Below are 26,998 nucleotides of genomic sequence, written 5' to 3' on the forward strand. Positions count from 1 at the left end.
CTCCACGTAAGTATAACTTGCGTGGAGCTATTTTTATTTAGGGAACCACGCTTTTTTCAGTAATTTGACAACAGTTTCAATACATTCCTCTCGAATACTGCCAAAACCGAGCAATACATATGACTCCTCCCTCACATTATAAACAAAATCATATGTGGAGAGAGGGTATAACTTAATACGTTCTTTTGCAGCTGCATGAATAAGTTCTTGTTCATTCATCCCGTTATGAACGTGAAGTACAATATGAAGCCCGGATTGTTCACCGAGTATATGCACGTTATTTCCCATTTCGCTTTTAATAGATTTAATTAAAGAAATATGTTTTCTTTTATATAACGTACGACTTCGGTTAATATGACGTTCCCAATCACCACTTTGAATAAAGGTAGCAAAGGTAAGTTGTTGCATTGTAGAGACAGTTTGTTTAAACATACCACCAAGTTCTTTATAGACTTTTAAAAGATGAGGTGGTAAAACGATATATCCCATTCGTAAAGAAGGTAAAAAAGATTTCGAGAAAGTTCCCATATAAATAACACGTTCATTTGAATCTAGCCCTTGTAAAGAAGGAATAGGTTTTCCTATATAGCGAAATTCCCCGTCGTAATCATCTTCAATAATATAACCATTACAATCATTCGCCCATTTTAATAACTCGAGTCTTCTAGATAATGGCATAATGATTCCGAGTGGAAATTGATGAGATGGAGTGACATATGCCACATTGGAACCGGATTCACATAAAGCGGAAATATGAATCCCTTTATCGTCTAAAGGGATCGGGTGAACAGGAAGGCCACAACTTTGAATCATAGCAGGTATACGGTGAAATCCAGGATTTTCGATTCCGTATTCTTTTTTTGAACCAAGTAGTTGAAGGAGTAGCCAAAGAAGAGGCTGCGTACCTGCTCCAATAATAATTTGATCAGGTGAAGAATGTACCCCGCGAGCATGATATAAATACTTTGAAATATGTTCTCGTAGAACGAGCTCACCTTGTGGATCTTCTTTAGCAAATAATTCATTTTCATACTGCAATAAAGTTTCGTGTAACGCTCTTTTCCAGTTTGTTATGGGAAAAGCTTTTTGATCAATAAGTCCTTGACTACAATCATAATCATATTGTTCTTTTTCTTTATTGTTAGTACTGCTTGACGCAATTTGTTGTTTCTTTTGAATGACATCAATATCTACTTCCGCAACAAAAATCCCGCGTTTCGGTTTGCTTTCTACGTAACCTTCAGCTAGTAATTGTTGATAAGCGGATTCAACTGTAATACGACTCACATTAAGTTGCATAGCTAAATTTCTGTGAGAAGGAAGACGTGTACCGGCACGTAGTGATCCATGAGAGATTTCTCGTTTCATATATTCGTAAATTTGTAAGTAAATAGGTGTTTTATTTTGTAACACTAATGGGATAGTCAGATCCATTTGTAGACGCTCCTTTTTATACTGGCCTTATAAAAAAGAATAGAACTGTCACTTAAGTTAAGGGCAGTTACTTTCTATAATGATGATATAACATTTAGAAAATTTTATAAATAGTAAGGGGAGAATCATAATGAATATTAAAGAAGTAGTAACAGAAGCTGATTTACATGAAGTATTTCCCGTATTACAGCAATTACGAACAAAACTTTCAAGAGAAGAAGCAAGTTCTTTATTTCAAAAAATGAAAGAAGAAAATTATAAACTATTTTCGCTGCGTAACGAAGAGAATGAAGTTGTTAGTCTAGCTGGTGTAGCAATTTGTACGAATTTTTATAATGAGAAACATGTTTATGTATATGACCTTGTAACCGCGGAAGCTCATAGATCAAAAGGGTATGGTAATGTTCTGCTGTCATATGTAGAAAAATGGGGGAAAGAAGAAGGGTGCAGTTCTATCGTACTTACATCTGCATTTCCAAGAATTGATGCACATCGTTTTTATGAAAGAGAGGGCTTTAATAAGGTAAGCTATTCTTTTTATAAAGAGTTATAATACTAAGTAGGTTCCGTGTGTAAAAATATATGGAACCTATTTTCTTTTTCAGATTTGAGCTAGGGACAGGTCTAGCGATATGATTTGTCGAATATTAGAAATTTAAAATGGAATCTTGAATTTAGAGAATGTTAGGGGCGTTTATACTTGGAAAAAATAAAGAAATTATCTATACCAAATGATGTAAGAGTCATCATTATTTCTGATATTCATGGAGAATTAGACCTTTTTAAGGAACTACTACATAAAGTTAATTTTCAAGATGAAGATTATTTAATTATTAATGGCGATCTTTGTGAGAAAGGAAGAAATAGTATTGGCGTCGTAAACTATGTGATGGATCTAGTAGTTAGTAAGCCAAATGTGTATGTAATAGAAGGGAATTGTGAAGTTGTAGTTGAAGCACTTGTAAATGAAAATCCTGCTTTAATAAATTATTTGTGTACGCGAAAAAATACAATTTTTAATGAATGGCTAGCGCAATTGAATATTAACGTTCATAAAGAAAGTGATATCCGTGAATTGAAAACAAAATTAATGAGCCATTTCTCAAAAGAAATAAAGTGGCTAACAGAATTACCAACAGCGATTGAAACGGAGGATTATATCTTTGTACATGCTGGCCTTGAAGATAGAGAAGATTGGAAAGAGACAGAACGAAAAAATGCGATAGCAATACCGGAGTTTTTCAATCAATCACATAAAGCAAATAAGTATGTAGTTGTCGGTCATTGGCCTGTTGTAAACTATTCAGAGAAGGCACCATCTAACAATCCTGTTATTGATAAGGGAAAAAAGATTATTGCAATTGACGGTGGAAATACGATTAAAGAGGCAGGACAATTAAATGCATTTATCATTCAGAGGACAAGTGCAAGTGATAAGTTTTCTTATACATATGTAGACTATTTTCCAGAATATGAAGTAATAGCAGATTTTCATGCCGATGCAACAATGCAGGGCGGGGTTACCTATCCACATTATTACATAGAGCCTATGGAGAAGAAGCAAGATTACACAATATGCAGGCAAAGGGAAACGAATACATTACTTTATGTGAAAGATGAATATATTAAGCAACTTGATTCAGGTGAATACACAGTGAAAACGGATATATCTTGTGCGCAAATAAGCGTAAAAAAAGGGGATATTGTTTCTCTCATTAATGGTAGCTGCTCAGGATATGATTTAATTAAAAAAGATGGAGTAGAAGGCTGGATAGAGAAAGGGATTTTAGTTGAGATAGAAAAGACGAAAAAGAAAATATTTAGCTGAAATAGGAGGGATGTAACCTCCTATTTTTTTTAAGAAGTAGATTGCTTGCTATCTTTAATAAGTAAATAAATCGTACTCGGTAAAATGACAAGCGTCATTCCTAAAATAATTGTTAGTATAGCATAACCTCTATAAGGAGTAGAAACGATAAATGGAAGCCCCGCTAGTAAAATACCTGCTATTATCATTGAAATACTACAAATATTTGAAGCTCTTTTTTCGAGGTGCTTATCATTCCATTCCAATGAAACAGTTGATTCAGTCGTATCAATTTTGGAACTGAAATAACCTATTAATATAAATAAAAGCCCTAATCCTAAAAATATAAAATGATCAAGAGGAAGTGAAAAGCCAAGAGCGATAAGGGCAATGACAATATCGACAAAAAATAAGAATAGTAAAATAGTATTGCCGATCCAAAGGAGAAATTTCTGATTACTCGCTGCTTTAGATAAAGCTAAAAATAAAAAGAATACGAAAGAACATATAATTATATTTACGATAACAAAAGTAGCTTTATCCATTGTTGATGTAGGCGTTCCATTGAAGTCCCATTTCGTAACAATATTTGATGGTAAGAAGAAATAGAGAATAATATTTGCCGTAACAATAGTGAGAAATAAAGTAATACTAAATCGATTATTCATTGAATCACCAGCTTTCTACATGAATAATTGGTATCTTATAACAAAATTATACAATATAATAAACGATATCTGTTTTGATTTTTCAGAAAAAACATTATAATTATATATGAAATAAAGAGGAGTGTAGGAGGAAATTATGAAAAGCGTAATCATAAAAGGGGATAGAGTAACAATTCGTACAATTGAAGAATCAGATATAAAAACATTATGGAATCTCGTGTTTAAAGAAGAAAATCCAGAATGGAAAAAATGGGATGCACCGTATTTTCCGTTTTCGATGCAAGAATACTCAGCCTATAAGGAAAAGATGCAAACTCGTTTAAAAGAAGAACCGCTATACAATTTAATTATAGAACATAACGGTCAAGTTATAGGGACGGTCGGATTTTATTGGGAGTATAAACCGACGCGTTGGTTGGAGATGGGAATTGTCATTTATAATCCGGCTTACTGGAATGGCGGTTACGGTACAGAAGCGTTAACGTTATATCGGGATTTACTATTTGAAAAGATGGAGATTGGTAGAGTAGGGCTCACGACTTGGTCTGGTAATGAACGTATGATGAAAGTAGCGGAGAAAATAGGAATGAGCTTAGAAGGTAGAATGCGAAAATGCCGTTATTATAACGGAACGTACTATGACTCTATTCGAATGGGAATGATTCGTGAAGAATGGGAAGCGCTATGTGTAACAAAGGGGTGAAGGGATATGTACGCTATTATTGCTACATTTGATCGTGTATTTACTAATAAAATTACAGAATTGCAAAATGAATTAACAAATATTATTGGCACAAATCAATTAGCCGGAGCAGAACCTCATATTATGTTAGCTGATTATAATGAGTTAAATGTTCATTTGTATAAGGAGAAATTAGGGGAGTTTGTAGCTATTCAAGAAAATATGGATCCAGTAACTTTTCCTTCTATTGGAACTTTTCCTACTAACGGAACGGTCTTTCTAGCACCGACTGTTACTGATGCATTGTTAAAATTTCATCATTCTTATCATGATTATTTTAACAATTTTCATGACAACCCAAATTCATATTACGTACCGGGAAAGTGGGTTCCGCATTGTACGATTGCAAATAGATTACATACAAATCAGTTTTTAAGCGTAATGGAATATATTTATGAAAAATTTGATCATGCAACAGCTTCAATTGAGAAATTAAAATTAATAAAGGTGAATTATGAAAATGGTTCTGCCATTTCTTCTCGTATATTAGCAGAATATAATTTAAAGAGAATGGAGACATCGAGATGACATATGTAATTAGAGAAATGAAGCAGGAAGATATTCATGCTGTACAATCAGTAGCGAAAATAGCTTGGCATGATACATACGAAGGCATTATTCCGAGAGAGATTCAAGACAGTTTTTTAGACGAGGCTTATTCTGATGAAAAAATGAAATATCGTCTTGAGAATACACATTTATTCGTTGCAGAAGAAGAGGGAGAAGTCATTGGCTTTGCAAATTTTTCACCTGTTAGACTGCAAAACGAAGCAGAATTAGGAGCAATTTATTTGTTACCAGATCAACAAGGGAAAGGGATAGGAAGTGCTTTATTACAAAAAGGGTTAACAGTATTAAAAGGAATTCGGAAACTATACATTCATGTAGAAGCAGCGAATGAAAAAGGAAAACGTTTTTATGAAGCGAAAGGTTTTGCACAATTAGAAGAATTTGAAGAAGATTTTGAAGGACATATGATGCAGACAGTAAGGATGGTTTTATACATATAAGGAGGACTAGAAGTGAAAATCTTTGATTTTAGTGAAAAAGTAGGAAAGCAAATTACAGCATTTCAATCTAATTTCATAATGTCGAAAATAGTAAACCATCAAGGGAATATACATATCGGTGCTATGCATTTAAAAGAGAATGGAATAATTGGATATCATGAAGCAGTTGTATCGCAACTGCTTCTTATTGTGGACGGAGAAGGATATGTATGCGGGGCAAATAAAGAAAAAGTGAAGGTGGAAGCGGGACAAGCTGTGTTTTGGGAAAAGGGGGAGCTTCATGAGACAAGTACAGAAAAGGGATTGATGGCAATTGTTATGGAAGCGGAGGATCTTGAACGAGCGATATTAATGCCTATTAAAGAGGAGAGTTGTAAAAAATGATAGAAAAGGCAAATCGGGAAGAAACGGACGAAATAATACAATATGCAGCTCAATCGCTTTTTGAAGGTACGAGGGGAAATTGTCGTTTAAATACAGAGAAAGCGATTGAAATTACAAGGCCGATTGTAGAAAAGGGAGCGTATTATTTAGTCGTTAAAGAAGAAAACGTTGTAATGGGTTGGATATTAATAGGGGAAAATACGGACTATTTTTCTCATGAAAAACTAGGGTTTATATACGAATTGTATGTTTTTCCAGAGTACCGCGGGAAAGAATTGTCAAGAAAGTTAATGGAGGCTGGTATTAAGGAATTACAAAAGAATTATTCAGAAATTCGTTTGAATGTATTTGCTGGAAATTTTGCAAAAGAGATGTACGAACAGTTTGGTTTTGTTGAAAGACAGGTCATTATGACTTTGAAGTGAGAATAATAGTTTGAACGGGAGAAGAGAAAGAATGAGAAAAGAAAATGAGTATGTTGCGTATTTACAAAGGTTGTATCCTGAATTGCAAATAAATTCTGTTTATATAAATGAAATAGGTCAAAATAATGATGTGTTAATTGTAAATGATAATATAGTATTCCGGTTTCAGAAATATGAAAAAGGTATTCAGAAACTTCGAATAGAAACACAGTTACTAGAGAAAATAAGACCCTTCATTACGCTTCAAATTCCCAATCCAAGTTATCAAGGGTTTCAAAATGAAGTACCAGGGAAAGTATTTGCAGGTTATGAGATGATTGAAGGAGACCCGTTTTGGGAAAATGTTTTTACAGAAATAAATGATGAAAAGCAATTACAGAAACTTGCGTACACATTGGCGAGATTTTTAAAAGAGTTGCATGAAATTCCGTTATCTACATTCGAAGGTATTATGCAATGTGATAGTACTGATATGTATTCAGAAATAAATAGTTTATATAGCCAATTAAAAGAACATGTTTATCCATTCATGAGAAATGTAGCGAGAAAAGAGGTCTCAACATCGTTTGAGTTATATTTAAATGAAAGTAGTCATTTTAACTTTACTCCTAGTCTTGTTCATGGGGACTTTGGCATGACAAACATTTTATATAGTGCAACAAAAAAGAATATTTCAGGGGTCATAGATTTTGGTGGGGCGAGCATTGGAGATCCAGCTTATGATTTTGCTGGCATATTAGCTAGTTATGGAGAAGAGTTTTTACAACTATTTGAAGCCTATTATCCTAATTTAGAAGCAGTAAAGGAGCGAATGTATTTTTATAAGAGTACATTTGCGCTTCAAGAAGCATTATTTGGCGTACTAAATAATGATAAGAAAGCTTTTGAAGCTGGAATAGCACAATATGTATAAAAGCCGATTTTAAATCGGCTTTTTATTATTATCGATACATCGTCCACATCCCAATGTCTTTAAACCCTAGTCGTTTATAAATTCGTCCAGCAGTTGGATTGTTATAAAACAGGCAAAGTGTTCGGCTTTCTTTCGTAAAGTCTTGAATCATTTTTTGTAATATGAGTGAAGCAAATCCATTTCCGCGGTAATTCGGGTGTGTACATACGCCAACAACCATTGCAGATAATGAATTTTCAGCGGAAGTAGAGGCGGATGCGATGATTGCACCGTCTTTTTCAATATAATATGTACGTCCTGTATTTGTTTCGAGAGCTTGCCTTAAAATTTTTTCTGATTCATGAGCAGTCGGGAATTCATCGATGCTACTTCTTAATTGCATAATTCGCTCGACATCATCTAGTGTGGCAAGTTTAATTGTTTCTTGGACAGGCGTATTAGGCAAGTTGTCGGCATCTATACATTCGCAAAAATACATTTCATTTTTGGAGCCTAATTGTAGACTGGAAGCAGTTTCAAATCTTTCTACAATAGTTGACTTACCAGAGAGTTTAAGCGGCTTATATGCGGAAAGAATTGTCTCATAATCAGTGGTAACAAGTTCTTCTTTACTATAGGGTATAAATGAATCGTGGAATCGGAGTAGAATTGATTTTAATGTTCCATTCTCTTTAAATACGCCCCATAATTCTTGAAAATCTGTGTCATAACCGAAAGCTTCAATATCTCCAATAATAAACAAGTTAAGGGCTGCTTCTTCTTTTAGGTAAGCGAATACTTGTTCATGATCTTTCTTTGTTAATTTTCGCATCATAACGAATCGACCTCTTTTTTTATTTTTCTAAATATTACAACTTAAGTTTTTTGAAATCAATATAAAATTTTATGTTTAGTTCACAAACTTTCGGAAAAACTAGGAAAGATATGACAAAGGAGGTTATGAACGGTGGATCATCCAATTCAAGGATTAATGAAAGCGGCAATGGAAAATTTAAAAGAAATGGTCGATGTAAATACGATTGTTGGAGAGCCTGTTCAAACGGCTGACGGTGGTGTAGTGTTAACGGTTTCTAAAGTAGCGTTCGGTTTTGGAGCAGGAGGTTCTGATTTCCAAACGAATGATGGACAAAGAGCGAACGGTAACCCTGCATTTGGTGGCGGTAGCGCGGGTGGTGTTTCTATTACACCAGTAGCATTTCTTGTGGTGAATAAAGATGGAGTAAATATTCTTCATTTGCAAAATGCGACACATTTAGCAGAGAAAATGATTGAATTAGCTCCACAAACAATTGATAAAATTCAATCGATGTTCCAAAAAGATGAAAAGAAAGAGGGAAATCATCATCCTCAAAACCCAGATGAAATCCTTTAAAAACGCCTGCTTACAAGCAGGTGTTTTTTCTTGTAATCACTATGTAATAAAACACATGAAATTGTAAATAGTTTTTGAAGTTTTTTCTATGTTTCTAAAATTTTTCATGTTAAAATATGCTATAGAATTGAAACATATAAAACGAAGGTGGCTAGGTGCTTTGTCTGGAGGATCTGACCAAGTAAAGAATATGATATATATTAATGGTAATCGTCGAGGTCATTGTTTTATTACATCAGGAATTACGTTTAAAGAGTTTGCAAGTAACATCCCTTCACCGCTTCATCAAGTGTTGCTTTTAAAGCATAATTTTGAATGGACAGATTTTCATTATCATACTTTATTTGAATATGTTGAGGAAGAAAATATACATAAGTTAATTCAAGCAGAGATTGATGAATTTGATGAATTTTGTTGGGTAGATTTTGATGATGCAAGCGATTTAGATGAACTAGAGCCAAAAGAAATTGCAGAGCTTTTATATTTGGCTCACAAAAAAGAACCACTTGCAAGAACGTTCTTTCCGTTATTGAAAAATAGATTTGTTTATTTTTCACATGATGACGGATGGTACAACAAAGTGTATTATCGTAGAATTGCTGATTTTGTAGGAATGTTAAGTAAAGTTATTCCTTATAAACTCGGTGCTTTCGGTAAGAAACGTTTTTCTTTCTTCCAAAAATCAAAAATTTTCCCAGCAATTTCAAAAGAAGTGATTATGGGGCTTATTCCATTAATGGAAGATGGTCTTTATATTGATCTGGCAGGGAAAATTGAGTCAAGAAGGGGTCTTGAAATTCCAGTTTATGTAGTCGGTTCGTATGAAAGTACGGATGAGGTACTAGATAATATCGATGAATTGAAAGAAGAAGCAACAGAGACTGGTTGGCTTATTTTTGATAAGAAAGAACAAGAGTGGCAATGGGTTGTGGACTAAGAAAACTTGGCGCATGCAGTCAAGTTTTCTTGTCTTTTGAAAGGAGTACAAATGAAGAAATATTATACAATTGTGGGTATTGTAAGTATTATTCTTGTGGCAATTTTACTTATCACTTGTCCGAAAGAATCAGATTTTAAATTGTATCTAGAAGATAAGTATGCATTGAAATGTGACGAGGGTAGTTTTGAATGCACACAAAATGTAGATGGTAAAAAAGAAAAACTAAAATTTGAAAGTACAGATGCACGAAATGGTGTATTCTTTATGACTGTAAAGCAAACATTTAAAACAGAAGCTGATGTTACAAAAGAATATAGCGGGGTAGGAATGTTTGGTACATTTCTTTTTGTTTCAGAGAAGACTTTCTAGTAATAGAAGGTCTTTTTTTTATGCTTATGTTCATATAGATGAAGTAAGACAAGCATAGGAGGGATATTGATGAAGAAGGAATGTATTGTTTGTGGCGGTGAGGAGTTTTTCTCTTCTACATTATACGCACGTACGAAACAAGATTGGGCATATGCGCCAAATATGTATCGATTTGAAAAGGTATTTATTGAGCATCGGGATGAAGAAAATTATCCAGTGTTTCAAGAAATTACAGCGAAGCATTGTTGTGGATGCGGTCATATTATGTTGTATCATGAATGAACACACCAAGTATAACTTGGTGTGTTTTTTTAAAACGCTGACAAAGCAAGCGGATAAAGTAAAGTAAATAAAACAGAAAAACTACCAAAACCAATTGCGGTATATCCAAGTGTTCTTGCTCCAAAATTGACAGCTAATAAGCCAACTAAAATCGCAAGAGAACCGAGTGTAACTGGATAAAATGCAATGGAGAAAAGCGAAAGAAATAAAGCGACATAGCCTATCATTGCACCGGTATTTGTACCTTCTATTTCATTTGAAATTTCTTTACGTTTATGTCTAATTGGAATGCCAGCTGGTGATATTTCAGCTGCATACTCTTCGTTTTTTTCACCACTTTTAAAATGATGATTTCTCTTTCTTCGCATGTACATCCCTCTCTTTCAATTGGGTGTACTTATATTATCTTTCATAAAGAGAAGAACATGAGTATGAGTTAAACCCAAGTAAAGCAAAAATTGGAGAATAAAGATTCCTTTATTAGCATGTACATTTCCTAATGAAGATAAAACAGGAATTTTGGAAAATGATGTAGAATGAAATGAGTGATAAAGCGTGAAGGTAGGGGAATGTATGACGAAATTTAATTGGCATGAATCAGCAGAGAAGAAATGGGATAGTAGTGCAGAGTTTTGGAATCAAAATAGTCAGGAGATGTGGGATAGTGGGAGTAGGAGTACGATTATTCCATTTTTTGAACAATATGTGAAGAAAGAAGCCAAGGTGCTTGACGTTGGTTGTGGAGATGGATACGGTACATATAAATTAAGTCGCGCGGGCTATAAAGCAGTTGGAGTAGATTTATCAGAAGTGATGATTCAAAAAGGTAAGGAGCGCGGAGAGGGACCGGATTTATCCTTTATAAAAGGAGATCTTTCTTCCTTACCGTTCGAAAATGAACAATTTGAAGCAATTATGGCAATTAATTCTTTAGAATGGACCGAGGAGCCATTACGAGCATTAAATGAGATAAAGCGTGTTCTAAAAAGGGATGGATATGCATGTATTGCAATTTTAGGACCGACAGCAAAGCCGCGCGAGAACAGTTATCCTCGTTTATACGGCAAAGACGTTGTTTGTAATACGATGATGCCCTGGGAATTTGAACAGTTAGCAAAAGAACAAGGTTTTAAAGTTGTAGATGGAATCGGTGTATATAAGCGCGGAGTAAATGAGAAGATGTTAGGTCAACTTCCTATAGAGTTACAACAATCGTTAACATTCTTATGGGTATTTATGTTAAAAAAGCATAAAGAAATGAAAGAATTTTTAGGAGGTAAATAAGTGCAGAAAATACAAAAAACTGATACAATATCATCAGAACCAATTAAAGGGGGACTAGGGTATATGACAACTACTACAACAGTTAAATCCGACATTGAAATCGCACAAGAAGCAAGTATGAAGAAGATTCAAGAAATTGCAGCTGAATTAAATATTTTAGAAGATGAATTAGAGCCATACGGTCATTATAAAGGTAAGTTATCTCTTGATATTTTTAAGCGCTTACAGAATGAGAAAGACGGTAAAGTTGTTTTAGTAACAGCGATTAACCCAACTCCAGCTGGAGAAGGTAAATCAACAGTAACAGTTGGTTTAGGTCAAGCTTTTAATAAAATTGGTAAGAAAACAGTAATTGCACTTCGCGAACCATCTCTTGGACCAACGATGGGGCTAAAAGGCGGAGCAGCAGGTGGTGGTTTTTCACAGGTTGTACCAATGGAAGACATTAACCTTCACTTTACTGGAGATATCCATGCGATCACAACTGCTAATAACGCGTTAGCGGCGTTTATTGATAATCATATCCAACAAGGAAATACACTTGGAATTGATACGCGTAAAATCGTTTGGAAACGTTGTGTTGACTTAAATGATCGTGCCCTTCGTAACGTAGTAATTGGTCTTGGTGGACCGGTTCAAGGTGTACCACGTGAAGACGGTTTTGATATTACAGTAGCATCTGAAATTATGGCCGTATTCTGCCTTGCAACAGATATTCAAGATTTAAAAGCACGTCTATCACGCATCGTAGTTGCTTATAATTTTGCAAATCAACCTGTAACGGTTAAAGATTTAGGGGTAGAAGGTGCGTTAACATTATTATTAAAAGATGCATTAAAGCCAAACTTAGTGCAAACGTTAGAAAATACACCAGCTATCATTCACGGCGGACCATTTGCGAATATCGCTCACGGTTGTAACAGTGTTATCGCTACTACAATGGCAGCAAAATTAGGTGATTATGTTATTACAGAAGCTGGATTTGGTGCAGATTTAGGTGCTGAGAAGTTTTTAGATATTAAAGCTCGTGCAGCTGGCATTAAACCAGAAGCAGTTGTTATTGTTGCGACGATTCGTGCGCTTAAAATGCATGGTGGCGTAGCAAAAGATCAATTAAAAGAAGAAAATGTAGATGCATTAGCAAAAGGTATGGAGAACTTACAGAAGCATGTTGAAACAATTCAAAGCTTCGGTGTGCCTTTCGTAATTGCAATTAATAAATTCATTACAGATACAGATGCAGAAGTTGCATACTTACAAGAATGGTGTAATGAGCGTGGCTATGCGGTATCCTTAACAGAAGTTTGGGAGAAAGGTGGCCAAGGCGGAGTTGACCTTGCTGAAAAAGTGTTAAAAGAAATTGAAAAAGGTGAAAACAACTACGCACCACTTTATGAATTAGAATTACCATTAGAAGAGAAAATTCGTACAATTGCTCAAAAAGTGTACGGCGCAAAAGATATTGAATTTGCTCCGAAAGCACGTAAGCAATTAGCTCAATATGAAGGCGAAGGTTGGAGTAACCTACCAATTTGTATGGCGAAAACACAATACTCTCTTTCTGACGATGCAACGAAATTAGGTCGTCCATCTGACTTTATCGTTACAATTCGTGAGCTAAAACCATCCATTGGTGCAGGCTTTATCGTTGCGTTAACAGGAACAATGTTAACAATGCCAGGCCTTCCAAAACAACCAGCAGCACTACAAATGGATGTAAATGAAGATGGAAAAGCAGTAGGTTTATTCTAAAAGGTTGTAATTCATCTCGTTTATCTGTAAACTATATATACATCAAGTGGCGCCTTTCCATCGAAAGGCGCCTGTTTTTTGGAGGAAATTATGTTTGATCCAACTGCTTTTGATAATTTAAAAGTAATCGTAGAAGGCGCTGTTTATGATTTTGATTTACATGGAGATATTCTTGTAACTGATCGAAAAGATATGATGGACCTTGCTTCATTAAGTCGTATATATCATATTTCATTTCAATTAACAGAACCATTCGAACCGTTAGTAGAAGCAACATTTTCACTATCTGTAGATGCAAAGAACTTGTCTGGTGAAATATTAGAAGTACCACAATTTACACCAGGTTGTGAAATGAAATTAGCATTTTCATTCTCGATAGAAAAACCAGAAGTAATGTGCGAAGAAATTGAAACTTTCATGCATTCTATATGGGGAAAAGAAAGAATGATTACGCAAAAACTTTCATACGAATATAATAAGCAAGCGATTTCATATCATAATAAGGTAGAGGTTCTATTTCAAAAAGCGATTACAGAAGACCATGTTGATGATTTAATAGCTGTTATTTCACACATGATAGAAACGGTGCGAACAATACAACATTTTCTTCAAAAATAGAGATAAAGGAGAAAAACAAATGATAAAAGATATGCAACCATTTTTACAACAAGCTTGGGAGAAGGCTGGTTTTAAAGAGTTAACTGAAATTCAAAAACAAGCGATTCCAACTATTTTAGAAGGACAAGACGTTATAGCTGAATCTCCAACTGGAACAGGAAAAACATTAGCGTACTTATTACCCCTTTTACATAAAATTAATCCTGAAGTAAAACAGCCACAAGTTGTTGTTTTAGCACCAACACGTGAACTTGTCATGCAAATTCATGAAGAGGTTCAAAAGTTTACAGCAGGAACTGAGATCTCAGGTGCATCTTTAATTGGTGGTGCAGATATTAAGCGCCAAGTTGAAAAATTAAAGAAACACCCAAGAGTGATTGTCGGTTCACCAGGACGTATTTTAGAATTAATTCGTATGAAAAAGCTAAAAATGCATGAAGTGAAAACAATTGTATTTGATGAGTTTGATCAAATTGTAAAACAAAAGATGATGGGCGCTGTACAAGATGTAATTAAATCTACGATGCGCGATCGTCAATTAGTATTCTTCTCGGCTACAATGACAAAAGCAGCAGAAGATGCGGCGCGTGATTTAGCAGTTGAACCACAATTAGTACGTGTAACACGTGCAGAATCAAAAAGCTTAGTTGAGCATACGTATATCATTTGTGAGCGACGCGAGAAAAATGATTACGTAAGAAGAATTATGCATATGGGCGATGTAAAAGCAGTTGCTTTCTTAAACGACCCATTCCGTTTAGATGAAATTACTGAGAAATTGAAATTCCGTAAAATGAAAGCAGCGGCTCTTCATGCAGAAGCAAGTAAACAAGAGCGTGAAGCGACAATGCGTGCTTTCCGCGGAGGAAAATTAGAAATTTTACTTGCTACTGATATTGCAGCACGCGGTATCGATATTGACGATTTAACACATGTAATTCACTTGGAATTACCAGACACAGTAGACCAATATATTCACCGCTCAGGACGTACTGGACGTATGGGTAAAGAAGGAACTGTTGTATCTCTTGTAACACCGCAAGAAGAGCGTAAATTACTACAATTTGCGAAAAAACTAGGTATCGTATTTACGAAGCAAGAAATGTTCAAAGGATCATTTGTAGAAACAAAACCGAAAGCACCAAAGAAAAAGAAACCAGCATTTACTGGGAAGAAAAAGCCTAGATAAATAATGTGGAAGGCGTAACTATTTGTAGTTACGTCTTTTTTATTTGTAATCAAGTGATAATGGGAATTGTATTAGTGTTTTTTATGTGCCTATCATATATATGCTTTTACTGGGAGTATCGAAAAAAAGGGTAGTTTATTTATTTCGTTTATACGAGGAAATAATATAAAAAAAGCCGAATATTAAACTGATACGAAATAATAAAAAGAAGGTACACATATGGATAGGAAATTAGGAATGTTTTTAAATACGAAACATATTGAAGTAAACGAAGGAATAAAGAAGGCGAGAGAATGGGGGTTAGAATATATTCAATTATATGCTATGAATTCGACTTTCAACTTAGCTAACATTTCAAAGGTACAATGGAACACATTAAAAGAAAACTTATCTTTTAATGAGATTCAAGTCCCGTCATTAGCAATTAGCTTCGGAGAAAATGGAATGATAGGAACTGAAGCTGGATGTGCAATAGAGAGTCTTAAATATATTACTGATAAAGGGTTAAGGTTAGGAGCTAACATAGTAACTGCCCATATTGGGAAAATCCCTGATGATGAAAATAGTGAGTACTATGATAAAATGATACGTGTTTGTAATGAAATAGGAGACTTAGCGTTCAGATTTGGAGGATTTTTCGCTATTGAGACAGGATCTGAAAAAGCGATAGTGTTAAAGCGATTTATAGAAAATATAAATTCAAAAGGATTAGCGGTTAACTTTGACCCAGCAAATTTAATTAGTGATGTAAATGAAAATCCGGTAGAAGGTTTATTGCTATTAAAAGATTATATAGTACAAACTCATATTAAAGATTGTACAAAAGTGAAAAGCGATAGTTCAAGTAAGTATATTGAAGTAGCAGTAGGAAATGGTGAAGTGGATTTCGATATATTCTTCAAGGTATTAGATGAAATTGGATTCAATGGATATAACATGATTGAAAGAAATGATTATTTTGATGAACTGGATGGGATGAGTCAGTCGATAAATTTTGCAAAGAAGTACATACCAACTCAAAAGGAATAACGATAGTATTTGTAGAAAGCTACATAGAATATAAAAACCATTAGGGGGAAATGCAATGATCCATAAAGTAGGACAAATTATGTTATATGTAAATAATCAAGATGAGGCAGTAAATTTTTGGACGGAAAAGGTAGGATTTCATGTAGTTGCAGAGGAAGATAATAAACAAGGAATGAGATGGATTGAAATCGCTCCAACTAACGGTGCTGAAACGAGCATTATATTACATAATAAAGAAGTTATCTCTAAGATGAGCCCAGAATTGAATCTTGGTACACCGTCTTTAATGTTCTTCTCAGAAAATCTTGATCAATTATATGCAGATTTAAAAAATAAAAATGTTACTGTTGGCGAAATGGTAACTATGCCTTCTGGTAAAGTATTTAACTTTGCTGATAGTGAAGGGAATTATTTTGCGGTTATGGAAAAGAACCGATAATAATATTGTTATGTGAAAATCCCCCTCAAACATATTGAGGGGGATTAAATCTTTGAAATGAATTTATCATGAGAGAGTTGTTTAATAAAAAATGTTCCTTTTTCAATAGCGGTTTCCATATAACCGACAATTTGATTAAACGTAAACACCTGTAAGTCTTCATGCAAATGTTGCTTTGGATACAACATATCTTCAAAAAGATATTTTCGAAATTCTAAAACATTTTCTTTAGAAACCTCTTCAATATCGACAATGTGAGCATCTTGATTGAGAAGCGAGAAGAGCTGTTGTTCTTTATCGTAATGATGAAGCAATTTTGCATTTAACAATTTAAAATCGTTATAGTACATAGGTGCGATCGTTTCATCATTTTCTATTCTATTTTTTAACCAAGGAAGAAAAAAGCCGCTTAGCCAATTATCATCAGCAATGAGGTGAGTGTAATAGCCTAAGAGAAAAGGGGAATCCATTTGAGCTTTATATTTTTGAAAAAAAGAATTAAAAGCTATCCTTCTCGTATAATTTTTCGTTGTGCCAGCGTAAAAGTGTGAAGTTCCTTTTTCTTCTGCTGAATGAACCGCATCAGGGGCTACACCTCCGAGTATGAAAGAAGTTCTATCTTGAATACATAGTTTTTCGGCAATACCGTTAGCGATAATAGCATGCATAATTCGTGATCCCATGAATGACACCTCGGTTTCAAGTATTCATTTCAGGAGGAGGACTGAACAGTTAGTATTACTTTCCCTGTACTTTTTCTACTTTCGACCCATTCATGTGCTTTCCCTGCATCTTGAAGTGGAAAAGATTTCGTAGCCTTGATTTGCAAACGTCCGTCACGCAAATAACGGAAAACTTCATTTGCAGTTTCTTGGAGTAGTTCAGGACGTTTTTTTCGTGTAGTTCCAAAGCTAAAACCGAGTATAGAGCGGCAACTTGCATGTAAATCTTTCGTTTGAAAATTGCCAATTTCACCACTAGCATTACCGAAATGAACGAGGCGGCCGTAATAAGCAAGACATTTTAAACTTCTTTCCGAAACAGTTCCAGAAATAGAATCTAAAATTACATCAACCCCTTCACCGTTTGTCAGCTCATTGACTTTCTCTACAAAATCTTCATTCTGATGACAAATTACATAATCAGCTCCAGCATATAAAGGAATTTCTTTTTTTGCTTCACTTCCGACAGTACCGATAACTTTTCCAGCCCCTAATAGTTTTGCAAGTTGAATAGCTGTAGTACCAATTCCACCAGCAGCCGCATGAATGAGTACTGATTCACCTTGTTGAAGCCTTGCTACATTTGCGAGTAAATTATAGCTTGTGAAAGATACGATAGGGCATGCTGCTGCAGTTTGAAAGTCGACTTCATCAGGTAAAACGAAAGTAAGATTTTCATTTGAAACAACGTATTCTGCGTAAGATCCATTTTGAGGAAAAGCAATGACACGTTGTCCAGGGTTTATATTTTTCACATGAGAGCCGACACGTTCTACTATACCAGCGACATCTATCCCTGGAATAAAAGGTAGTACTTTATTTCCTTTTTTGCCATAACGTGATTTAATATCAGCGAAATTTACACTTGTAGCAACAACGCGAATTAAAACTTGATTTTCTGAAATAACCGGCATATCCACATCTGTATATTTCATCACTTCAGGACCACCGAACGATGTTACAATGATAGCTTTCATTATTTATCCCCCTAAATTTGACTATATAAATCATTTTAAATCTTTATCAGGAATTGGAAAATTATATAATAGTTATGCAAGGTTATAAGTGAAGCTTATGAACGTATTGAATCATTATATTAATTCATATAAAAAACTTTTGAAAAAATCGAACGAAATATAGATTACTTGCCAATATAAAGTGTAAGACAAAGGAGGGGTGGTATATGAAGGATGAAACAGTGTATACAGATTTGATCCAATTAACTTTATCAGGAAATAAAGAAGCGTATAGTGAATTATATGATGTAACGATTCACGAAGTATATAAGACAGCACATTTTTTAATAGATGATAAAGCGGATGTAGATGATGTCGTTCAAGAAATATACATACAGCTATATGAATCGCTTCGTAAGTATGATAGCGAGAAGCCATTTCGTCCTTGGCTAATTGGACTTGTAATTAAACAAATTCACTCTTATAGAAGAAAGAGATGGATGCGACTACGAATTATAAAAAAAGCAGAAGAGCAAAGAAAACCGGTACAAAGTGATTTTTCTAACGATGTTGTAAGTAAAATATCAAATCGAAAACTAATCGAACTTATTCATAAATTACCGTATAAATTGAAACAAGTTATTATTTTAAGGTACTTGCACGACTACTCACAAGAAGAAGTAGCAGAAATATTACATATTCCAATTGGTACTGTGAAATCTAGAATTCATTCGGCTTTAAAGAAACTACGTCAAAAAGAGCAAGTAGAAGAAATCTTTTTAGGAGAGGTAGGGAATGTGAAATGAGTTTAGATTGTAGAGTTCGAGAATCTATACAAGAAGAAGCGAAGGGGATTGTTGCGCCGCCGGAGTTGAAAGAAAAAGTAATCGTTCAAATAAAAATGAAGCGTGGGGGAAGTAAGAAGAAACGCCTTATCGCAGGAGTACTTGCAGCGGCGTTTTTAATCCCAACAACTGGTTTTGCATATCAATCTATTATGGCAGATGGTATATACGGGTCTTTTGAAAACTTAAAAAAACATGCTGGAACGATGACATTAGAGGCGTACATGCGTTTTAGTGCAAAGTTATCAGAAGCGAAAGATGAAATGGGTACAAAAGAATATGAAGTGTTTACAAAAGAACTAAAGAAATTAACAAATGCAAAGCTTGCGTACGGAGATTCGAACGGCAATATTGATTATGATGCATTATCGCCAGCAAAAAGAGAAGAAATGAAAAAGGTAAGTATGGGCCTTCAACCATACTTTGATAAATTAAATGGTCATAAATCAAGTAGGGAAGTATTAACGCAAGAAGAGTTTGATCGCTATATGGAAGCTTTAATGACACATGAAATCGTACGAGTGAAGACAAAATCAACTGGTGCAATAAAAGTAGAAGAAATACCTGAGGCATATAAAGAAAGATTTATGAAAGCAGAGCAGATTATGGAGTATGTAGACGAAAAGGTGAGATAATTAAAAAAAGCTCAAAGCTTTCGCTTAGAGCCTTTTTATTGAAATAAAATAGAGTATTCAATTATATTTTTTCATATTTGCAGGATCCTTTTGTATAAAACAATCTAAAAGGGAATAACCAGCTATTAAACTAATTATCGTAACAAAAGTTGTATTGATAAGAATAATATTAGTTATATAAGGTAGGTATGCACCAACTGGTGAAAAGAGTAGAGCTGGAGAAAAGGAAATGAATAGTGTAGGCACAGTAATGGCGATAAATTTATCCGGTTGAAAGCGCCAGTTTTGTTTACTCGTTTCACGATTAGTAGATTGAAGGAATCGTAATAAAATGCCGACTATAAGAGGGAAGAGTGTAAAGTAGAATAATCTTGGATAAACGTTAAAGTTTACTTGTGCGTCTGTATCTAAATAAAATTGAATTTTCACTCCGATAAATAATAATAAGACGATAAATAATGTAAAGCAGAGGTATAGCATCACTTTTTGCATTATATTCCACCATCCTTTACTCAAAATATATTCAAAAAAAGAAGAGATATACAATAACTACTGTTGTATATCTCTTCTTTTACGGTTATTTAATAGTGGTGTTTGCTTTTTCTTGCTTCGTGAAATAATCTATAATGCCCATCGCACTAATTTCTATATCTAGATGTAAAATGTTATAAACGGAATGATCTGATGGAACGTTTAACTTTGTAAGGTGAGAAGAGACCTTATCTATTAATACAGTTTGCAAAGCTTTAGTAGCTTCATCGAAATCATTATATTTTTCAAAGACCTCTTTACCAGTATGAACGAAAATAGGTAACCAATGTTCTAGTTGCTTATATACTTCTGTAACATTGGATGATGCGCCGTAATGGCCGAAATAAATAGTATCTACATTCATACTTTGAATATGATTTTTAGAAGCAATCATCGCATCTGGTTGGAATTGTGAAGGGGACGTTGATGGTAAATACAGTTCTACACCAAGGTCTGCGAGTTCTCTATAATAAATTCCAATTGTATCGCCAGTAAAAATGCCGTTTGTTAATGAATCGTGAATGCTAATATGGTGCTTTGCATGTCCCGGTGTATCATAAAATGTAAGGATGCGGTCTTCTGCAATTTGTAACGTATCACCATGTTGTACAATATGAACACGTTCTTCTTCAATTGGAAGAATTGGATCAAAAAGTTTATCGAAATCTTCTTTGTACACAGCTTTTGCACCTAAAATGAGTTTTGTTGGGTCAATCATATGACGAGCACCGCGAGAATGCACATATAAAGTAGCATTTGGACATTTTTCCATCATTAAACCAGCAGCACCGGCGTGATCTAAATGAACATGTGTAACGATAATGTTTTTAACTTCGTTTAAATCAATATGTAATTGTTGTAAGCCGTCTAAAATATACGGAAGAGAAGGGGCTGCACAAGTTTCAATTAAAGTAATATCATCACCTAATAAAACGTACGTACCAGTTCGTTCATTATGTTGTAAATCAAAATCATCAATCAGATATAGGTGAGAAGATAATTGTTCTACTTTTTTCATCTTTACCACTCCTTATATACGGTATGTAACTATTATACGCTAAAAATACAAAAAGGCAGAAAACGAAAGTTTCGTCTTCTGCCTTTTTGTAATGTTCTTATTGTCTTTGTTGTTTATTAATAGACATAACGAATAGTCCAACAATGCCGCCAACTAATGGAAGCATAATCTCTCCCGCTAAATTAAAGTAGGAGCTTAAAAATAAACCATTTACATCGATTACCCAGCCAATCACATACAATAACATCATATATAGTACGAAATAAAACTCGCGATTTGAAATCGTTTCATGTTGTGCAGTTTTCATATTGAACACCATCCTTTTCTATAATAATAGAATATAAACTGTCACATTTTGTTCACAATTCAATTGTAAAACTTTCCATCATAAAAGTCTAGTAATTTGTGTCGAATTTTCGAACGGAAATAAAGCGCTTTCAATTGTAGAGAGAAATACGTAATAAGAGCTGTAAATTCACGAATGTAGTATAGTATAAACATGGAATGATAGTGAAGAGAGGGGTAAGGACAATGACAGTTTATGATTTTTCAGCTAAAACAATTACAGGTGAAGAAAAATCGTTAAAAGATTACGAAGGAAAAGCACTTCTTATTGTAAATGTAGCTAGTAAATGTGGGTTTACACCGCAATATAAAGGATTACAAGAAGTATATGATAAATATAAAGAACAAGGGCTAGAAATACTCGGTTTCCCTTGTAACCAATTCGGAGGGCAAGAACCAGGAACAGAAGCAGATATTACTAGTTTTTGTGAATTAAACTACGGTGTAAACTTCCCAATGTTTGCAAAAATTGATGTAAAAGGTGATAAGGCTCATCCTCTGTATACATACATGACAGAACAAGCACCAGGTTTACTCGGTATGAAAGCAGTAAAATGGAACTTTACAAAATTTCTAATTGGAAAAGACGGAAAAGTAGTAGGGCGTTTTGCACCGCAAACGAAGCCGGTGGATTTAGAGGTTGAGATTGAGAAGGTACTTGGCGAATAACTAGGAGTTTCACTTTATTAAAAAATGCCTCAAAGAACTATTTTGTTCTTTGAGGCATTTTATTTACATTCACATTGTCAATATTAAATCGCTGAATGGAAGTTATTTGATTTAGGTGGAGAAGCAGCTTTTTTCATAAGTACTTCCCATAACTGTACGGATTTTTTCCATTCTGCTGCGGCTTGTCCTTTTTGATATATAGCATTCTCATAACTGAAAGTAAGTTGTTGCATATCGGCCGAGTTGTAAAGTGTATCAACATGGAGAGCATATTCTCGGAATGTTTGACTCTCATCTCGTCGTATACCAATTCGCGCAAATTGTTTTAGGAGTGAATCGTAAGCTTTTGTATAAACGGCATCATCTTTTCGATATTTATAGAAATGAATGATAAAAAACGTAATCCATTTCATTCTAGTGATGAATAGAATGTATCCTATAATACTAATCGGTATCGTAGAGAGGAATACGTACCACCAAGAAAATCCATTTTTAGAATTTGGAATCTTTTTAGTAGAAGCATCTTCTGTATCTTCTATTAAACTTTTGAGCTTTGCTTCATTGTTTCGTTGTTGTATGGGTTCGTTATTAGAATTATATACTTCGTTATTTTGTAAAGTAGGAGCAGGAGTATTATTTGTGAAATTATAGGGATTCGTAAATCCTTTTGTCGGTTCGAATGGAATCCATCCATATCCAGGGAAATATACTTCGACCCAAGAGTGTGCGTTATCGTTCGCGACTTTATAAACATCCTCACCTTCCGCACCCACCAACGTATTATCAAGTGTTCCTTCTGTATAACCTTTTACCCAACGAGCTGGAATCCCGGCAGAACGAAGTAAAACAATCATAGACGTCGAAAAATTATTACAGTAGCCGCTTTTTGTATCGAAAAGAAATTGATCTACATAATCTTGGTGTTTGGTAGGGAATGAGACATTCGTTGTTTCATATACAAAAGAATGGTCAGTAAAGTAGTTTTCAATAGCTAATACTTTATCATATCGGTTGTTTTTATCATTTGTTAGATTAACAGCTAAGTCTCTTACTCGCTGCGGTAATGATTCGGGAAGTTGCGTGTACTTTGTCATGAAATAAGGATTTGTTTCTTGACCTTCATTCGTTTTTACAGCTTTCAAGTTTTCTATGGAAAACTCCGGGACCTCATATGTTACTTTATATGAATGTAAAGTAGTGGAAGAGTCTGCGTCCATCGTATAGATTTTTTCTGAAAATGGGTCAACGCTGTATGATACATCGGAAGAAGCCTCAACTGATACTAAACCTGCTGGATAGGTAAGGTGCGGATAACTTTTTTGCATGGTGATTGTTGCCGAAGTTGTCTCTGTTTTTGTATTTTGTTCGTACCAACTCACGACGTCGTTTTTATTTTTAAAAGTAACCTTCTTTTGATTTTCAGAAACTTCCCAACCTTTTCCGGTATAAAAATCTTTCGTTTCTACTCTCCAATATTGTTTGTTTTGCGTTTGTGCTGTGAAAACAATTGTAGGATCTGCCGTAAAAGGACCGCCTAATTTTGAGTCATCAAGACCATATCCAATTTTAGAAACTTCTTGTTTTTTACTTGATTCGGATGTGTTGAATTTTAAAAAATCCATTGGGTTTGGCCATTGAGGGCCAAATTTTGGCGCAAAGTATGCGATGGTTGCTGACAATACAATAAATATTGTAAGAGGTTTAAGTAGTTTTGAGATTTCTCTAGCATAATTTTGTAAGTGCTCACTCTCTTTTATATGTTCTATGCGAAGAAGACTCAGCATAAAAAAGCCGATGACAACGGTACGAATAATAGCGTAGTTTGCATTGTATACATGTAAGTTATGAAAAGCGGTGATATAAATAATAGTCAATATAAGAAATAACAATCCACGCTTTTTATGAATCATCCAAAAAGAGATGAAAGCACTCAAAAACCAAAATGATAAAAAAAATAAAAGTGTAGGAAAAACAGGAGAAATATCTAGTAAATTCCCCTGAAATAACAGGGAGGAATTTCGAGAAATATCAGTAAAAAATTTTGTTAGCCAAGTTGGATTAATAAAAGCATTTTTATAATACAGGAAATGAATGATGAATAAAATCGTCACGATCTTTAGTGGAATTTGCCACCTTATTTGAAAAAAAGAAAGAGTGAAGCAAATTCCTATAAATATTACAAAAATATCTAATCTACCTACGTTTGTAATACCTATAAGGGGTCGTATCCATTCTAGTAAAAGTAGAAATGCGCATGCATGCATGAAGAATCTGCTCATATCCCATTTGTATTTTGTTTGTAATGTTGTCATTTGCTCACCTCAAAAAACACATTTGTATATCGGTTTTCATAAACCACATTTACAAATATTTTTCGTTTTTGTAGAGTTTCTAAAATACTTAGTTCTCGATGTGAGAGTTGATTCGGTTTTTCTTTTACAATAAAAACTAGTAATTTTCTATTTTGTATAGCGGCATAGTCAGCCGCCTTTTGAATATCGGGAGAAAGATCGCTTGTCACGAGTAGTATCGTTACGGGTTCATAAACTTTTCTTAATTCCATTTCTACACTCCGGGAGAGCGGGAATACACTGTCCGCTTGTACTTTCGCTAAATGACAAAAGATTTGCTGCAACTGACTATCTCCATTGTCTAAAGGGAAAAAAGTTCGTTCTTTTCCGACAGACACAAATGACGCTGGTGAATTTTGCTTCAATACAGCCCTGACAATAGAGGCAGTAAATGTGACGACTGATTCGAATAGAGGGGACTCAGTTCTGTCTATGAATATCATAATATTATGGCTACGCTGTTGTTCAAACTCTTTCGTCATAATGTTGTTTGTTCTTGCAGTTGCTTTCCAATCAATCCATGAAAAGCGGTCACCAGGTTTATAGTCTCTCACACCGACAGAAATGGTAGAGTCTTTTGTGAAATTTATATTTGCTGAGAGCGCTCCTTGTTCGAAATGGTTTTCCAATTGCTGATACGTTATATCTACATACTGAGGATAGACTAAAAATGTATCCGGAACTGAAAAAGTTACTTCTTTCTCCATCATACTGAATAGATCACCAGTTTTGACTCGTACGCTTGAAAAAGTGTGCTCTCCTCTAGGGATTGTGTCAATTGCATATTGAAACGAAATATTTCGTTTTAATCCTGGAAAGAGTATTGTTTTATTCATCTTTGTTTGTCTACAACTTGTAAGGTGTGGTGGCAGTTCATCTTCTATAACTAAATAAAGTAAGGGGAAAGGAAATTTTCTTTTTATTGTAATCGTGCTTACAAATCGTTCTCCTGCTACATAATCGTTTTGATTTGTTATTCTTTTTACTTCAGCACCCCGTAAAGCGTAGAAGGGGAGTAAAAGTGAATAAAGACCAATAGGAACCATACTGTAAAATAAAAACCAACTTACAAATCCTCCTTGAAGCATAGCATACACAAATGTTAACACTAGGCATAAAGGGATTAGTAATAACTTCGTAACGTGATATAGTGCTCGTAGCGTGCGTTTCATTAAAGGTTCATCTTCCTTTGAGTCGGCACGGTAGTTCGTGCAACGATTTTTGAAATAACTTGTTCCCCTGTTATTCCTTCAAATTTTGCTTCCATTTTTAGAATGAGTCTGTGAGCTAACACGTAAGGAGCTAAAAATTTAATATCGTCTGGAATAACATAATTTCTGCCATGGATGAATGCATAAGCTTGTGAAGCTTTCATTAAAGCAATCGAGCCACGCGGACTTGCACCTAGTTGTATAGAACTATAAGAACGAGTCTGACTAACAAGCTTTACAATGTAATGCTTAATTCCTTTGTCCATACTTACTTCCCGTACGCTTTGTTGCAAATAAAGTAATTCTTCTATTGTAGTAATAGCTTGTAAATGGGAGAGGGGATTTGTTTTTTCCATCCGGTTTAAAATTTCAAATTCTTCTTCTGGCGAAGGATATCCCATTTTTAGCTTCAATAAGAAACGATCGAGCTGGGCTTCTGGTAAAGGATATGTTCCCTCATATTCGACCGGATTTTGTGTAGCCATTACAAAGAACGGTTTTGGTAACGGTCTTGTCATACCATCTATTGTAATATTGCTTTCTTCCATACTTTCAAGTAAGGCAGATTGTGTTTTGGGAGATGTACGATTAATTTCATCAGCAAGTATAAAATTCCCCATAATTGGTCCAGGCTTGAACTCGAATTGAAGCTCTTTCGGATTATAAATAGAAACACCTGTTACATCTGATGGAAGTAAATCAGGTGTAAATTGAATACGTTTGTAATCAGCATCAATAGATTTAGAAAGTGCCCGTACTAACATTGTTTTCCCGACGCCAGGAACATCTTCTAATAGTACATGACCTTCAGCTAAGAGAGCTGTCAAAGCTAAGATCGTTTCTTTTCGTTTTCCGACCATTAACTTTTCAATATTGTTGATTATTTTTTCTATAATGGGATGTAATGAATCAAGCTGGTGCATCGTAATCCTCCTAATGTGTTATTATCGTTTTCTAATCTATTTAGTGGAAAATAGAACGTACCTCTCTATGTGCGAGTATAAAACTATTACCTTTAATTCTAAGAATATTCAGATTATTTATTCTGATTACATCTA

The 26,998-nt window shown here is 34.5% G+C and carries 33 protein-coding genes; 21 read left to right on the plus strand and 12 right to left on the minus strand.

Annotation, left to right across the window (positions count from 1 at the left end):
- Positions 1-33 precede the first annotated feature (33 nt).
- Positions 34-1,434, minus strand: coding sequence for a PLP-dependent aminotransferase family protein (locus PSR14_RS11180; RefSeq protein WP_073540517.1), 1,401 nt, complete (start codon positions 1,432-1,434; stop codon positions 34-36).
- Positions 1,435-1,564: 130 nt separating this feature from the next.
- Here PSR14_RS11180 and PSR14_RS11185 point away from each other — a divergent pair, with 130 nt between their 5' ends.
- Positions 1,565-1,987 (plus strand): GNAT family N-acetyltransferase, encoded by a 423-nt coding sequence (locus PSR14_RS11185; protein WP_001021919.1) that lies wholly within the window; start codon positions 1,565-1,567, stop codon positions 1,985-1,987.
- A 147-nt stretch (positions 1,988-2,134) separates the two neighbouring features.
- Complete coding sequence (locus tag PSR14_RS11190) at positions 2,135-3,262, plus strand: metallophosphoesterase (RefSeq protein WP_073540518.1); 1,128 nt, start codon at positions 2,135-2,137, stop codon at positions 3,260-3,262.
- A 29-nt stretch (positions 3,263-3,291) separates the two neighbouring features.
- Here the strand turns inward: PSR14_RS11190 and PSR14_RS11195 are convergent, their stop codons facing one another.
- Positions 3,292-3,909 carry a DUF1648 domain-containing protein gene (locus PSR14_RS11195; RefSeq protein WP_001065180.1) on the minus strand — a complete coding sequence of 206 codons (618 nt, stop codon included), beginning with the start codon at positions 3,907-3,909 and terminating at the stop codon, positions 3,292-3,294.
- A 136-nt stretch (positions 3,910-4,045) separates the two neighbouring features.
- Here PSR14_RS11195 and PSR14_RS11200 point away from each other — a divergent pair, with 136 nt between their 5' ends.
- Genes PSR14_RS11200 through PSR14_RS11225 form a run of 6 tightly spaced genes read left to right on the plus strand, consistent with a single transcriptional unit; the run spans position 4,046 to position 7,383 of the window.
- Positions 4,046-4,612 (plus strand): GNAT family N-acetyltransferase, encoded by a 567-nt coding sequence (locus PSR14_RS11200; protein ID WP_073540519.1) that lies wholly within the window; start codon positions 4,046-4,048, stop codon positions 4,610-4,612.
- A gap of 6 nt (positions 4,613-4,618) precedes the next feature.
- Positions 4,619-5,179: a 2'-5' RNA ligase family protein gene (locus PSR14_RS11205; RefSeq protein ID WP_000270870.1), complete on the plus strand. Its 561-nt coding sequence runs from the start codon at positions 4,619-4,621 to the stop codon at positions 5,177-5,179.
- The gene (locus PSR14_RS11210; RefSeq protein WP_000222822.1) at positions 5,176-5,661 is read left to right on the plus strand and encodes a GNAT family N-acetyltransferase; all 486 of its coding nucleotides are present in this window, start codon (positions 5,176-5,178) and stop codon (positions 5,659-5,661) included. The genes PSR14_RS11205 and PSR14_RS11210 overlap by 4 nt, the downstream gene beginning before the upstream one ends.
- Positions 5,662-5,673: 12 nt before the next feature.
- Positions 5,674-6,045, plus strand: a complete 372-nt coding sequence (locus tag PSR14_RS11215; protein ID WP_000688092.1) for a hypothetical protein — start codon at positions 5,674-5,676, stop codon at positions 6,043-6,045.
- Positions 6,042-6,470, plus strand: a complete 429-nt coding sequence (locus tag PSR14_RS11220; protein ID WP_000570284.1) for a GNAT family N-acetyltransferase — start codon at positions 6,042-6,044, stop codon at positions 6,468-6,470. Before PSR14_RS11215 ends, PSR14_RS11220 begins: the two co-directional genes overlap by 4 nt.
- A 31-nt stretch (positions 6,471-6,501) precedes the next feature.
- Entirely contained in the window at positions 6,502-7,383 is an 882-nt protein-coding gene (locus PSR14_RS11225; RefSeq protein ID WP_098487113.1) for a phosphotransferase family protein, read from the plus strand.
- Positions 7,384-7,411: 28 nt separating this feature from the next.
- On the opposite strand, the gene PSR14_RS11230 is transcribed toward PSR14_RS11225, so the two are convergent.
- The gene (locus tag PSR14_RS11230) at positions 7,412-8,197 is read right to left on the minus strand and encodes a GNAT family N-acetyltransferase (RefSeq protein ID WP_074604006.1); all 786 of its coding nucleotides are present in this window, start codon (positions 8,195-8,197) and stop codon (positions 7,412-7,414) included.
- Positions 8,198-8,329: 132 nt separating this feature from the next.
- Here PSR14_RS11230 and ytfJ point away from each other — a divergent pair, with 132 nt between their 5' ends.
- The 4 genes from ytfJ (at position 8,330) to PSR14_RS11250 (ending at position 10,346) form a co-directional block, all read left to right on the plus strand.
- Positions 8,330-8,755 (plus strand): GerW family sporulation protein, encoded by a 426-nt coding sequence (ytfJ, locus tag PSR14_RS11235; protein ID WP_000349987.1) that lies wholly within the window; start codon positions 8,330-8,332, stop codon positions 8,753-8,755.
- Positions 8,756-8,915: 160 nt separating this feature from the next.
- Complete coding sequence (locus PSR14_RS11240) at positions 8,916-9,692, plus strand: oxalate:formate antiporter (RefSeq protein ID WP_000014090.1); 777 nt, start codon at positions 8,916-8,918, stop codon at positions 9,690-9,692.
- A 51-nt stretch (positions 9,693-9,743) separates the two neighbouring features.
- The gene (locus PSR14_RS11245) at positions 9,744-10,064 is read left to right on the plus strand and encodes a hypothetical protein (protein ID WP_000761177.1); all 321 of its coding nucleotides are present in this window, start codon (positions 9,744-9,746) and stop codon (positions 10,062-10,064) included.
- 69 nt (positions 10,065-10,133) lie between these two features.
- Positions 10,134-10,346 (plus strand): hypothetical protein, encoded by a 213-nt coding sequence (locus PSR14_RS11250; protein ID WP_000711202.1) that lies wholly within the window; start codon positions 10,134-10,136, stop codon positions 10,344-10,346.
- 29 nt (positions 10,347-10,375) lie between these two features.
- On the opposite strand, the gene PSR14_RS11255 is transcribed toward PSR14_RS11250, so the two are convergent.
- Positions 10,376-10,714 carry a hypothetical protein gene (locus PSR14_RS11255; RefSeq protein WP_001253203.1) on the minus strand — a complete coding sequence of 113 codons (339 nt, stop codon included), beginning with the start codon at positions 10,712-10,714 and terminating at the stop codon, positions 10,376-10,378.
- Positions 10,715-10,919: 205 nt separating this feature from the next.
- Between PSR14_RS11255 and PSR14_RS11260 the strand changes: the two genes are divergently transcribed.
- The 6 genes from PSR14_RS11260 (at position 10,920) to PSR14_RS11285 (ending at position 16,657) form a co-directional block, all read left to right on the plus strand.
- The gene (locus PSR14_RS11260; protein WP_000160036.1) at positions 10,920-11,630 is read left to right on the plus strand and encodes a bifunctional 2-polyprenyl-6-hydroxyphenol methylase/3-demethylubiquinol 3-O-methyltransferase UbiG; all 711 of its coding nucleotides are present in this window, start codon (positions 10,920-10,922) and stop codon (positions 11,628-11,630) included.
- 63 nt (positions 11,631-11,693) lie between these two features.
- Positions 11,694-13,382 carry a formate--tetrahydrofolate ligase gene (locus tag PSR14_RS11265; RefSeq protein ID WP_012644371.1) on the plus strand — a complete coding sequence of 563 codons (1,689 nt, stop codon included), beginning with the start codon at positions 11,694-11,696 and terminating at the stop codon, positions 13,380-13,382.
- A gap of 90 nt (positions 13,383-13,472) precedes the next feature.
- Positions 13,473-14,000 (plus strand): hypothetical protein, encoded by a 528-nt coding sequence (locus tag PSR14_RS11270; protein WP_113733316.1) that lies wholly within the window; start codon positions 13,473-13,475, stop codon positions 13,998-14,000.
- Positions 14,001-14,019: 19 nt separating this feature from the next.
- Positions 14,020-15,189: a DEAD/DEAH box helicase gene (locus tag PSR14_RS11275; RefSeq protein WP_000588613.1), complete on the plus strand. Its 1,170-nt coding sequence runs from the start codon at positions 14,020-14,022 to the stop codon at positions 15,187-15,189.
- 219 nt (positions 15,190-15,408) lie between these two features.
- A complete protein-coding gene (locus tag PSR14_RS11280) occupies positions 15,409-16,218 on the plus strand; it encodes a sugar phosphate isomerase/epimerase (RefSeq protein WP_000375197.1) in 810 nt (269 codons plus the stop codon).
- A gap of 55 nt (positions 16,219-16,273) precedes the next feature.
- Positions 16,274-16,657 (plus strand): VOC family protein, encoded by a 384-nt coding sequence (locus tag PSR14_RS11285; RefSeq protein ID WP_000581474.1) that lies wholly within the window; start codon positions 16,274-16,276, stop codon positions 16,655-16,657.
- A gap of 44 nt (positions 16,658-16,701) precedes the next feature.
- Here PSR14_RS11285 and PSR14_RS11290 read toward each other — a convergent pair whose 3' ends face one another.
- Positions 16,702-17,340, minus strand: a complete 639-nt coding sequence (locus PSR14_RS11290; RefSeq protein ID WP_000535596.1) for a zinc dependent phospholipase C family protein — start codon at positions 17,338-17,340, stop codon at positions 16,702-16,704.
- 29 nt (positions 17,341-17,369) lie between these two features.
- The gene (locus PSR14_RS11295) at positions 17,370-18,356 is read right to left on the minus strand and encodes an NADPH:quinone oxidoreductase family protein (protein ID WP_000644145.1); all 987 of its coding nucleotides are present in this window, start codon (positions 18,354-18,356) and stop codon (positions 17,370-17,372) included.
- A 206-nt stretch (positions 18,357-18,562) separates the two neighbouring features.
- On the opposite strand from PSR14_RS11295, the gene PSR14_RS11300 reads away from it, so the two are divergent.
- Both PSR14_RS11300 and PSR14_RS11305 read left to right on the plus strand, forming a co-directional pair.
- The gene (locus tag PSR14_RS11300) at positions 18,563-19,141 is read left to right on the plus strand and encodes a sigma-70 family RNA polymerase sigma factor (protein ID WP_000651119.1); all 579 of its coding nucleotides are present in this window, start codon (positions 18,563-18,565) and stop codon (positions 19,139-19,141) included.
- Positions 19,138-19,815 carry a DUF3600 domain-containing protein gene (locus PSR14_RS11305; RefSeq protein ID WP_000050680.1) on the plus strand — a complete coding sequence of 226 codons (678 nt, stop codon included), beginning with the start codon at positions 19,138-19,140 and terminating at the stop codon, positions 19,813-19,815. The genes PSR14_RS11300 and PSR14_RS11305 overlap by 4 nt, the downstream gene beginning before the upstream one ends.
- A gap of 57 nt (positions 19,816-19,872) precedes the next feature.
- Here the strand turns inward: PSR14_RS11305 and PSR14_RS11310 are convergent, their stop codons facing one another.
- The 3 genes from PSR14_RS11310 to PSR14_RS11320 form a co-directional block, all read right to left on the minus strand.
- Positions 19,873-20,307 carry a hypothetical protein gene (locus PSR14_RS11310; RefSeq protein ID WP_001174521.1) on the minus strand — a complete coding sequence of 145 codons (435 nt, stop codon included), beginning with the start codon at positions 20,305-20,307 and terminating at the stop codon, positions 19,873-19,875.
- A gap of 85 nt (positions 20,308-20,392) precedes the next feature.
- The gene (locus tag PSR14_RS11315) at positions 20,393-21,364 is read right to left on the minus strand and encodes an MBL fold metallo-hydrolase (RefSeq protein ID WP_000754986.1); all 972 of its coding nucleotides are present in this window, start codon (positions 21,362-21,364) and stop codon (positions 20,393-20,395) included.
- A gap of 97 nt (positions 21,365-21,461) precedes the next feature.
- Positions 21,462-21,671, minus strand: coding sequence for a DUF3925 family protein (locus PSR14_RS11320; RefSeq protein WP_000844978.1), 210 nt, complete (start codon positions 21,669-21,671; stop codon positions 21,462-21,464).
- Positions 21,672-21,895: 224 nt separating this feature from the next.
- On the opposite strand from PSR14_RS11320, the gene bsaA reads away from it, so the two are divergent.
- Positions 21,896-22,378 (plus strand): glutathione peroxidase, encoded by a 483-nt coding sequence (gene bsaA / locus PSR14_RS11325; RefSeq protein WP_000219435.1) that lies wholly within the window; start codon positions 21,896-21,898, stop codon positions 22,376-22,378.
- An 83-nt stretch (positions 22,379-22,461) separates the two neighbouring features.
- Here the strand turns inward: bsaA and PSR14_RS11330 are convergent, their stop codons facing one another.
- The 3 genes from PSR14_RS11330 to PSR14_RS11340 are packed head-to-tail and all read right to left on the minus strand — an operon-like array spanning position 22,462 to position 26,863.
- Entirely contained in the window at positions 22,462-24,690 is a 2,229-nt protein-coding gene (locus tag PSR14_RS11330) for a transglutaminaseTgpA domain-containing protein (RefSeq protein ID WP_073540557.1), read from the minus strand.
- Positions 24,687-25,901: a DUF58 domain-containing protein gene (locus tag PSR14_RS11335; protein ID WP_000831664.1), complete on the minus strand. Its 1,215-nt coding sequence runs from the start codon at positions 25,899-25,901 to the stop codon at positions 24,687-24,689. The genes PSR14_RS11330 and PSR14_RS11335 overlap by 4 nt, the downstream gene beginning before the upstream one ends.
- Positions 25,901-26,863: a MoxR family ATPase gene (locus PSR14_RS11340; RefSeq protein ID WP_061184728.1), complete on the minus strand. Its 963-nt coding sequence runs from the start codon at positions 26,861-26,863 to the stop codon at positions 25,901-25,903. The genes PSR14_RS11335 and PSR14_RS11340 overlap by 1 nt, the downstream gene beginning before the upstream one ends.
- Positions 26,864-26,998 lie beyond the last annotated feature (135 nt).

The sequence above is a fragment of the Bacillus sp. A01H genome, from assembly GCF_045277205.1.
Taxonomy (GTDB): domain Bacteria; phylum Bacillota; class Bacilli; order Bacillales; family Bacillaceae_G; genus Bacillus_A; species Bacillus_A paranthracis.

What these genes read in the sequence shown, in the direction of transcription:
- PSR14_RS11180 (WP_073540517.1), bottom strand. Translation starts at nt 1,434, where the DNA reads ATGGATCTGACTATCCCATTAGTGTTACAAAATAAAACACCTATTTAC.
- PSR14_RS11185 (WP_001021919.1), top strand. Translation starts at nt 1,565, where the DNA reads ATGAATATTAAAGAAGTAGTAACAGAAGCTGATTTACATGAAGTATTT.
- PSR14_RS11195 (WP_001065180.1), bottom strand. Translation starts at nt 3,909, where the DNA reads ATGAATAATCGATTTAGTATTACTTTATTTCTCACTATTGTTACGGCA.
- PSR14_RS11200 (WP_073540519.1), top strand. Translation starts at nt 4,046, where the DNA reads ATGAAAAGCGTAATCATAAAAGGGGATAGAGTAACAATTCGTACAATT.
- PSR14_RS11205 (WP_000270870.1), top strand. Translation starts at nt 4,619, where the DNA reads ATGTACGCTATTATTGCTACATTTGATCGTGTATTTACTAATAAAATT.
- PSR14_RS11210 (WP_000222822.1), top strand. Translation starts at nt 5,176, where the DNA reads ATGACATATGTAATTAGAGAAATGAAGCAGGAAGATATTCATGCTGTA.
- PSR14_RS11220 (WP_000570284.1), top strand. Translation starts at nt 6,042, where the DNA reads ATGATAGAAAAGGCAAATCGGGAAGAAACGGACGAAATAATACAATAT.
- PSR14_RS11225 (WP_098487113.1), top strand. Translation starts at nt 6,502, where the DNA reads ATGAGAAAAGAAAATGAGTATGTTGCGTATTTACAAAGGTTGTATCCT.
- PSR14_RS11230 (WP_074604006.1), bottom strand. Translation starts at nt 8,197, where the DNA reads ATGATGCGAAAATTAACAAAGAAAGATCATGAACAAGTATTCGCTTAC.
- PSR14_RS11245 (WP_000761177.1), top strand. Translation starts at nt 9,744, where the DNA reads ATGAAGAAATATTATACAATTGTGGGTATTGTAAGTATTATTCTTGTG.
- PSR14_RS11250 (WP_000711202.1), top strand. Translation starts at nt 10,134, where the DNA reads ATGAAGAAGGAATGTATTGTTTGTGGCGGTGAGGAGTTTTTCTCTTCT.
- PSR14_RS11255 (WP_001253203.1), bottom strand. Translation starts at nt 10,714, where the DNA reads ATGCGAAGAAAGAGAAATCATCATTTTAAAAGTGGTGAAAAAAACGAA.
- PSR14_RS11260 (WP_000160036.1), top strand. Translation starts at nt 10,920, where the DNA reads ATGACGAAATTTAATTGGCATGAATCAGCAGAGAAGAAATGGGATAGT.
- PSR14_RS11265 (WP_012644371.1), top strand. Translation starts at nt 11,694, where the DNA reads ATGACAACTACTACAACAGTTAAATCCGACATTGAAATCGCACAAGAA.
- PSR14_RS11270 (WP_113733316.1), top strand. Translation starts at nt 13,473, where the DNA reads ATGTTTGATCCAACTGCTTTTGATAATTTAAAAGTAATCGTAGAAGGC.
- PSR14_RS11275 (WP_000588613.1), top strand. Translation starts at nt 14,020, where the DNA reads ATGATAAAAGATATGCAACCATTTTTACAACAAGCTTGGGAGAAGGCT.
- PSR14_RS11280 (WP_000375197.1), top strand. Translation starts at nt 15,409, where the DNA reads ATGGATAGGAAATTAGGAATGTTTTTAAATACGAAACATATTGAAGTA.
- PSR14_RS11285 (WP_000581474.1), top strand. Translation starts at nt 16,274, where the DNA reads ATGATCCATAAAGTAGGACAAATTATGTTATATGTAAATAATCAAGAT.
- PSR14_RS11290 (WP_000535596.1), bottom strand. Translation starts at nt 17,340, where the DNA reads ATGGGATCACGAATTATGCATGCTATTATCGCTAACGGTATTGCCGAA.
- PSR14_RS11295 (WP_000644145.1), bottom strand. Translation starts at nt 18,356, where the DNA reads ATGAAAGCTATCATTGTAACATCGTTCGGTGGTCCTGAAGTGATGAAA.
- PSR14_RS11300 (WP_000651119.1), top strand. Translation starts at nt 18,563, where the DNA reads ATGAAGGATGAAACAGTGTATACAGATTTGATCCAATTAACTTTATCA.
- PSR14_RS11305 (WP_000050680.1), top strand. Translation starts at nt 19,138, where the DNA reads ATGAGTTTAGATTGTAGAGTTCGAGAATCTATACAAGAAGAAGCGAAG.
- PSR14_RS11310 (WP_001174521.1), bottom strand. Translation starts at nt 20,307, where the DNA reads ATGCAAAAAGTGATGCTATACCTCTGCTTTACATTATTTATCGTCTTA.
- PSR14_RS11315 (WP_000754986.1), bottom strand. Translation starts at nt 21,364, where the DNA reads ATGAAAAAAGTAGAACAATTATCTTCTCACCTATATCTGATTGATGAT.
- PSR14_RS11320 (WP_000844978.1), bottom strand. Translation starts at nt 21,671, where the DNA reads ATGAAAACTGCACAACATGAAACGATTTCAAATCGCGAGTTTTATTTC.
- bsaA (WP_000219435.1), top strand. Translation starts at nt 21,896, where the DNA reads ATGACAGTTTATGATTTTTCAGCTAAAACAATTACAGGTGAAGAAAAA.
- PSR14_RS11330 (WP_073540557.1), bottom strand. Translation starts at nt 24,690, where the DNA reads ATGACAACATTACAAACAAAATACAAATGGGATATGAGCAGATTCTTC.
- PSR14_RS11335 (WP_000831664.1), bottom strand. Translation starts at nt 25,901, where the DNA reads ATGAAACGCACGCTACGAGCACTATATCACGTTACGAAGTTATTACTA.
- PSR14_RS11340 (WP_061184728.1), bottom strand. Translation starts at nt 26,863, where the DNA reads ATGCACCAGCTTGATTCATTACATCCCATTATAGAAAAAATAATCAAC.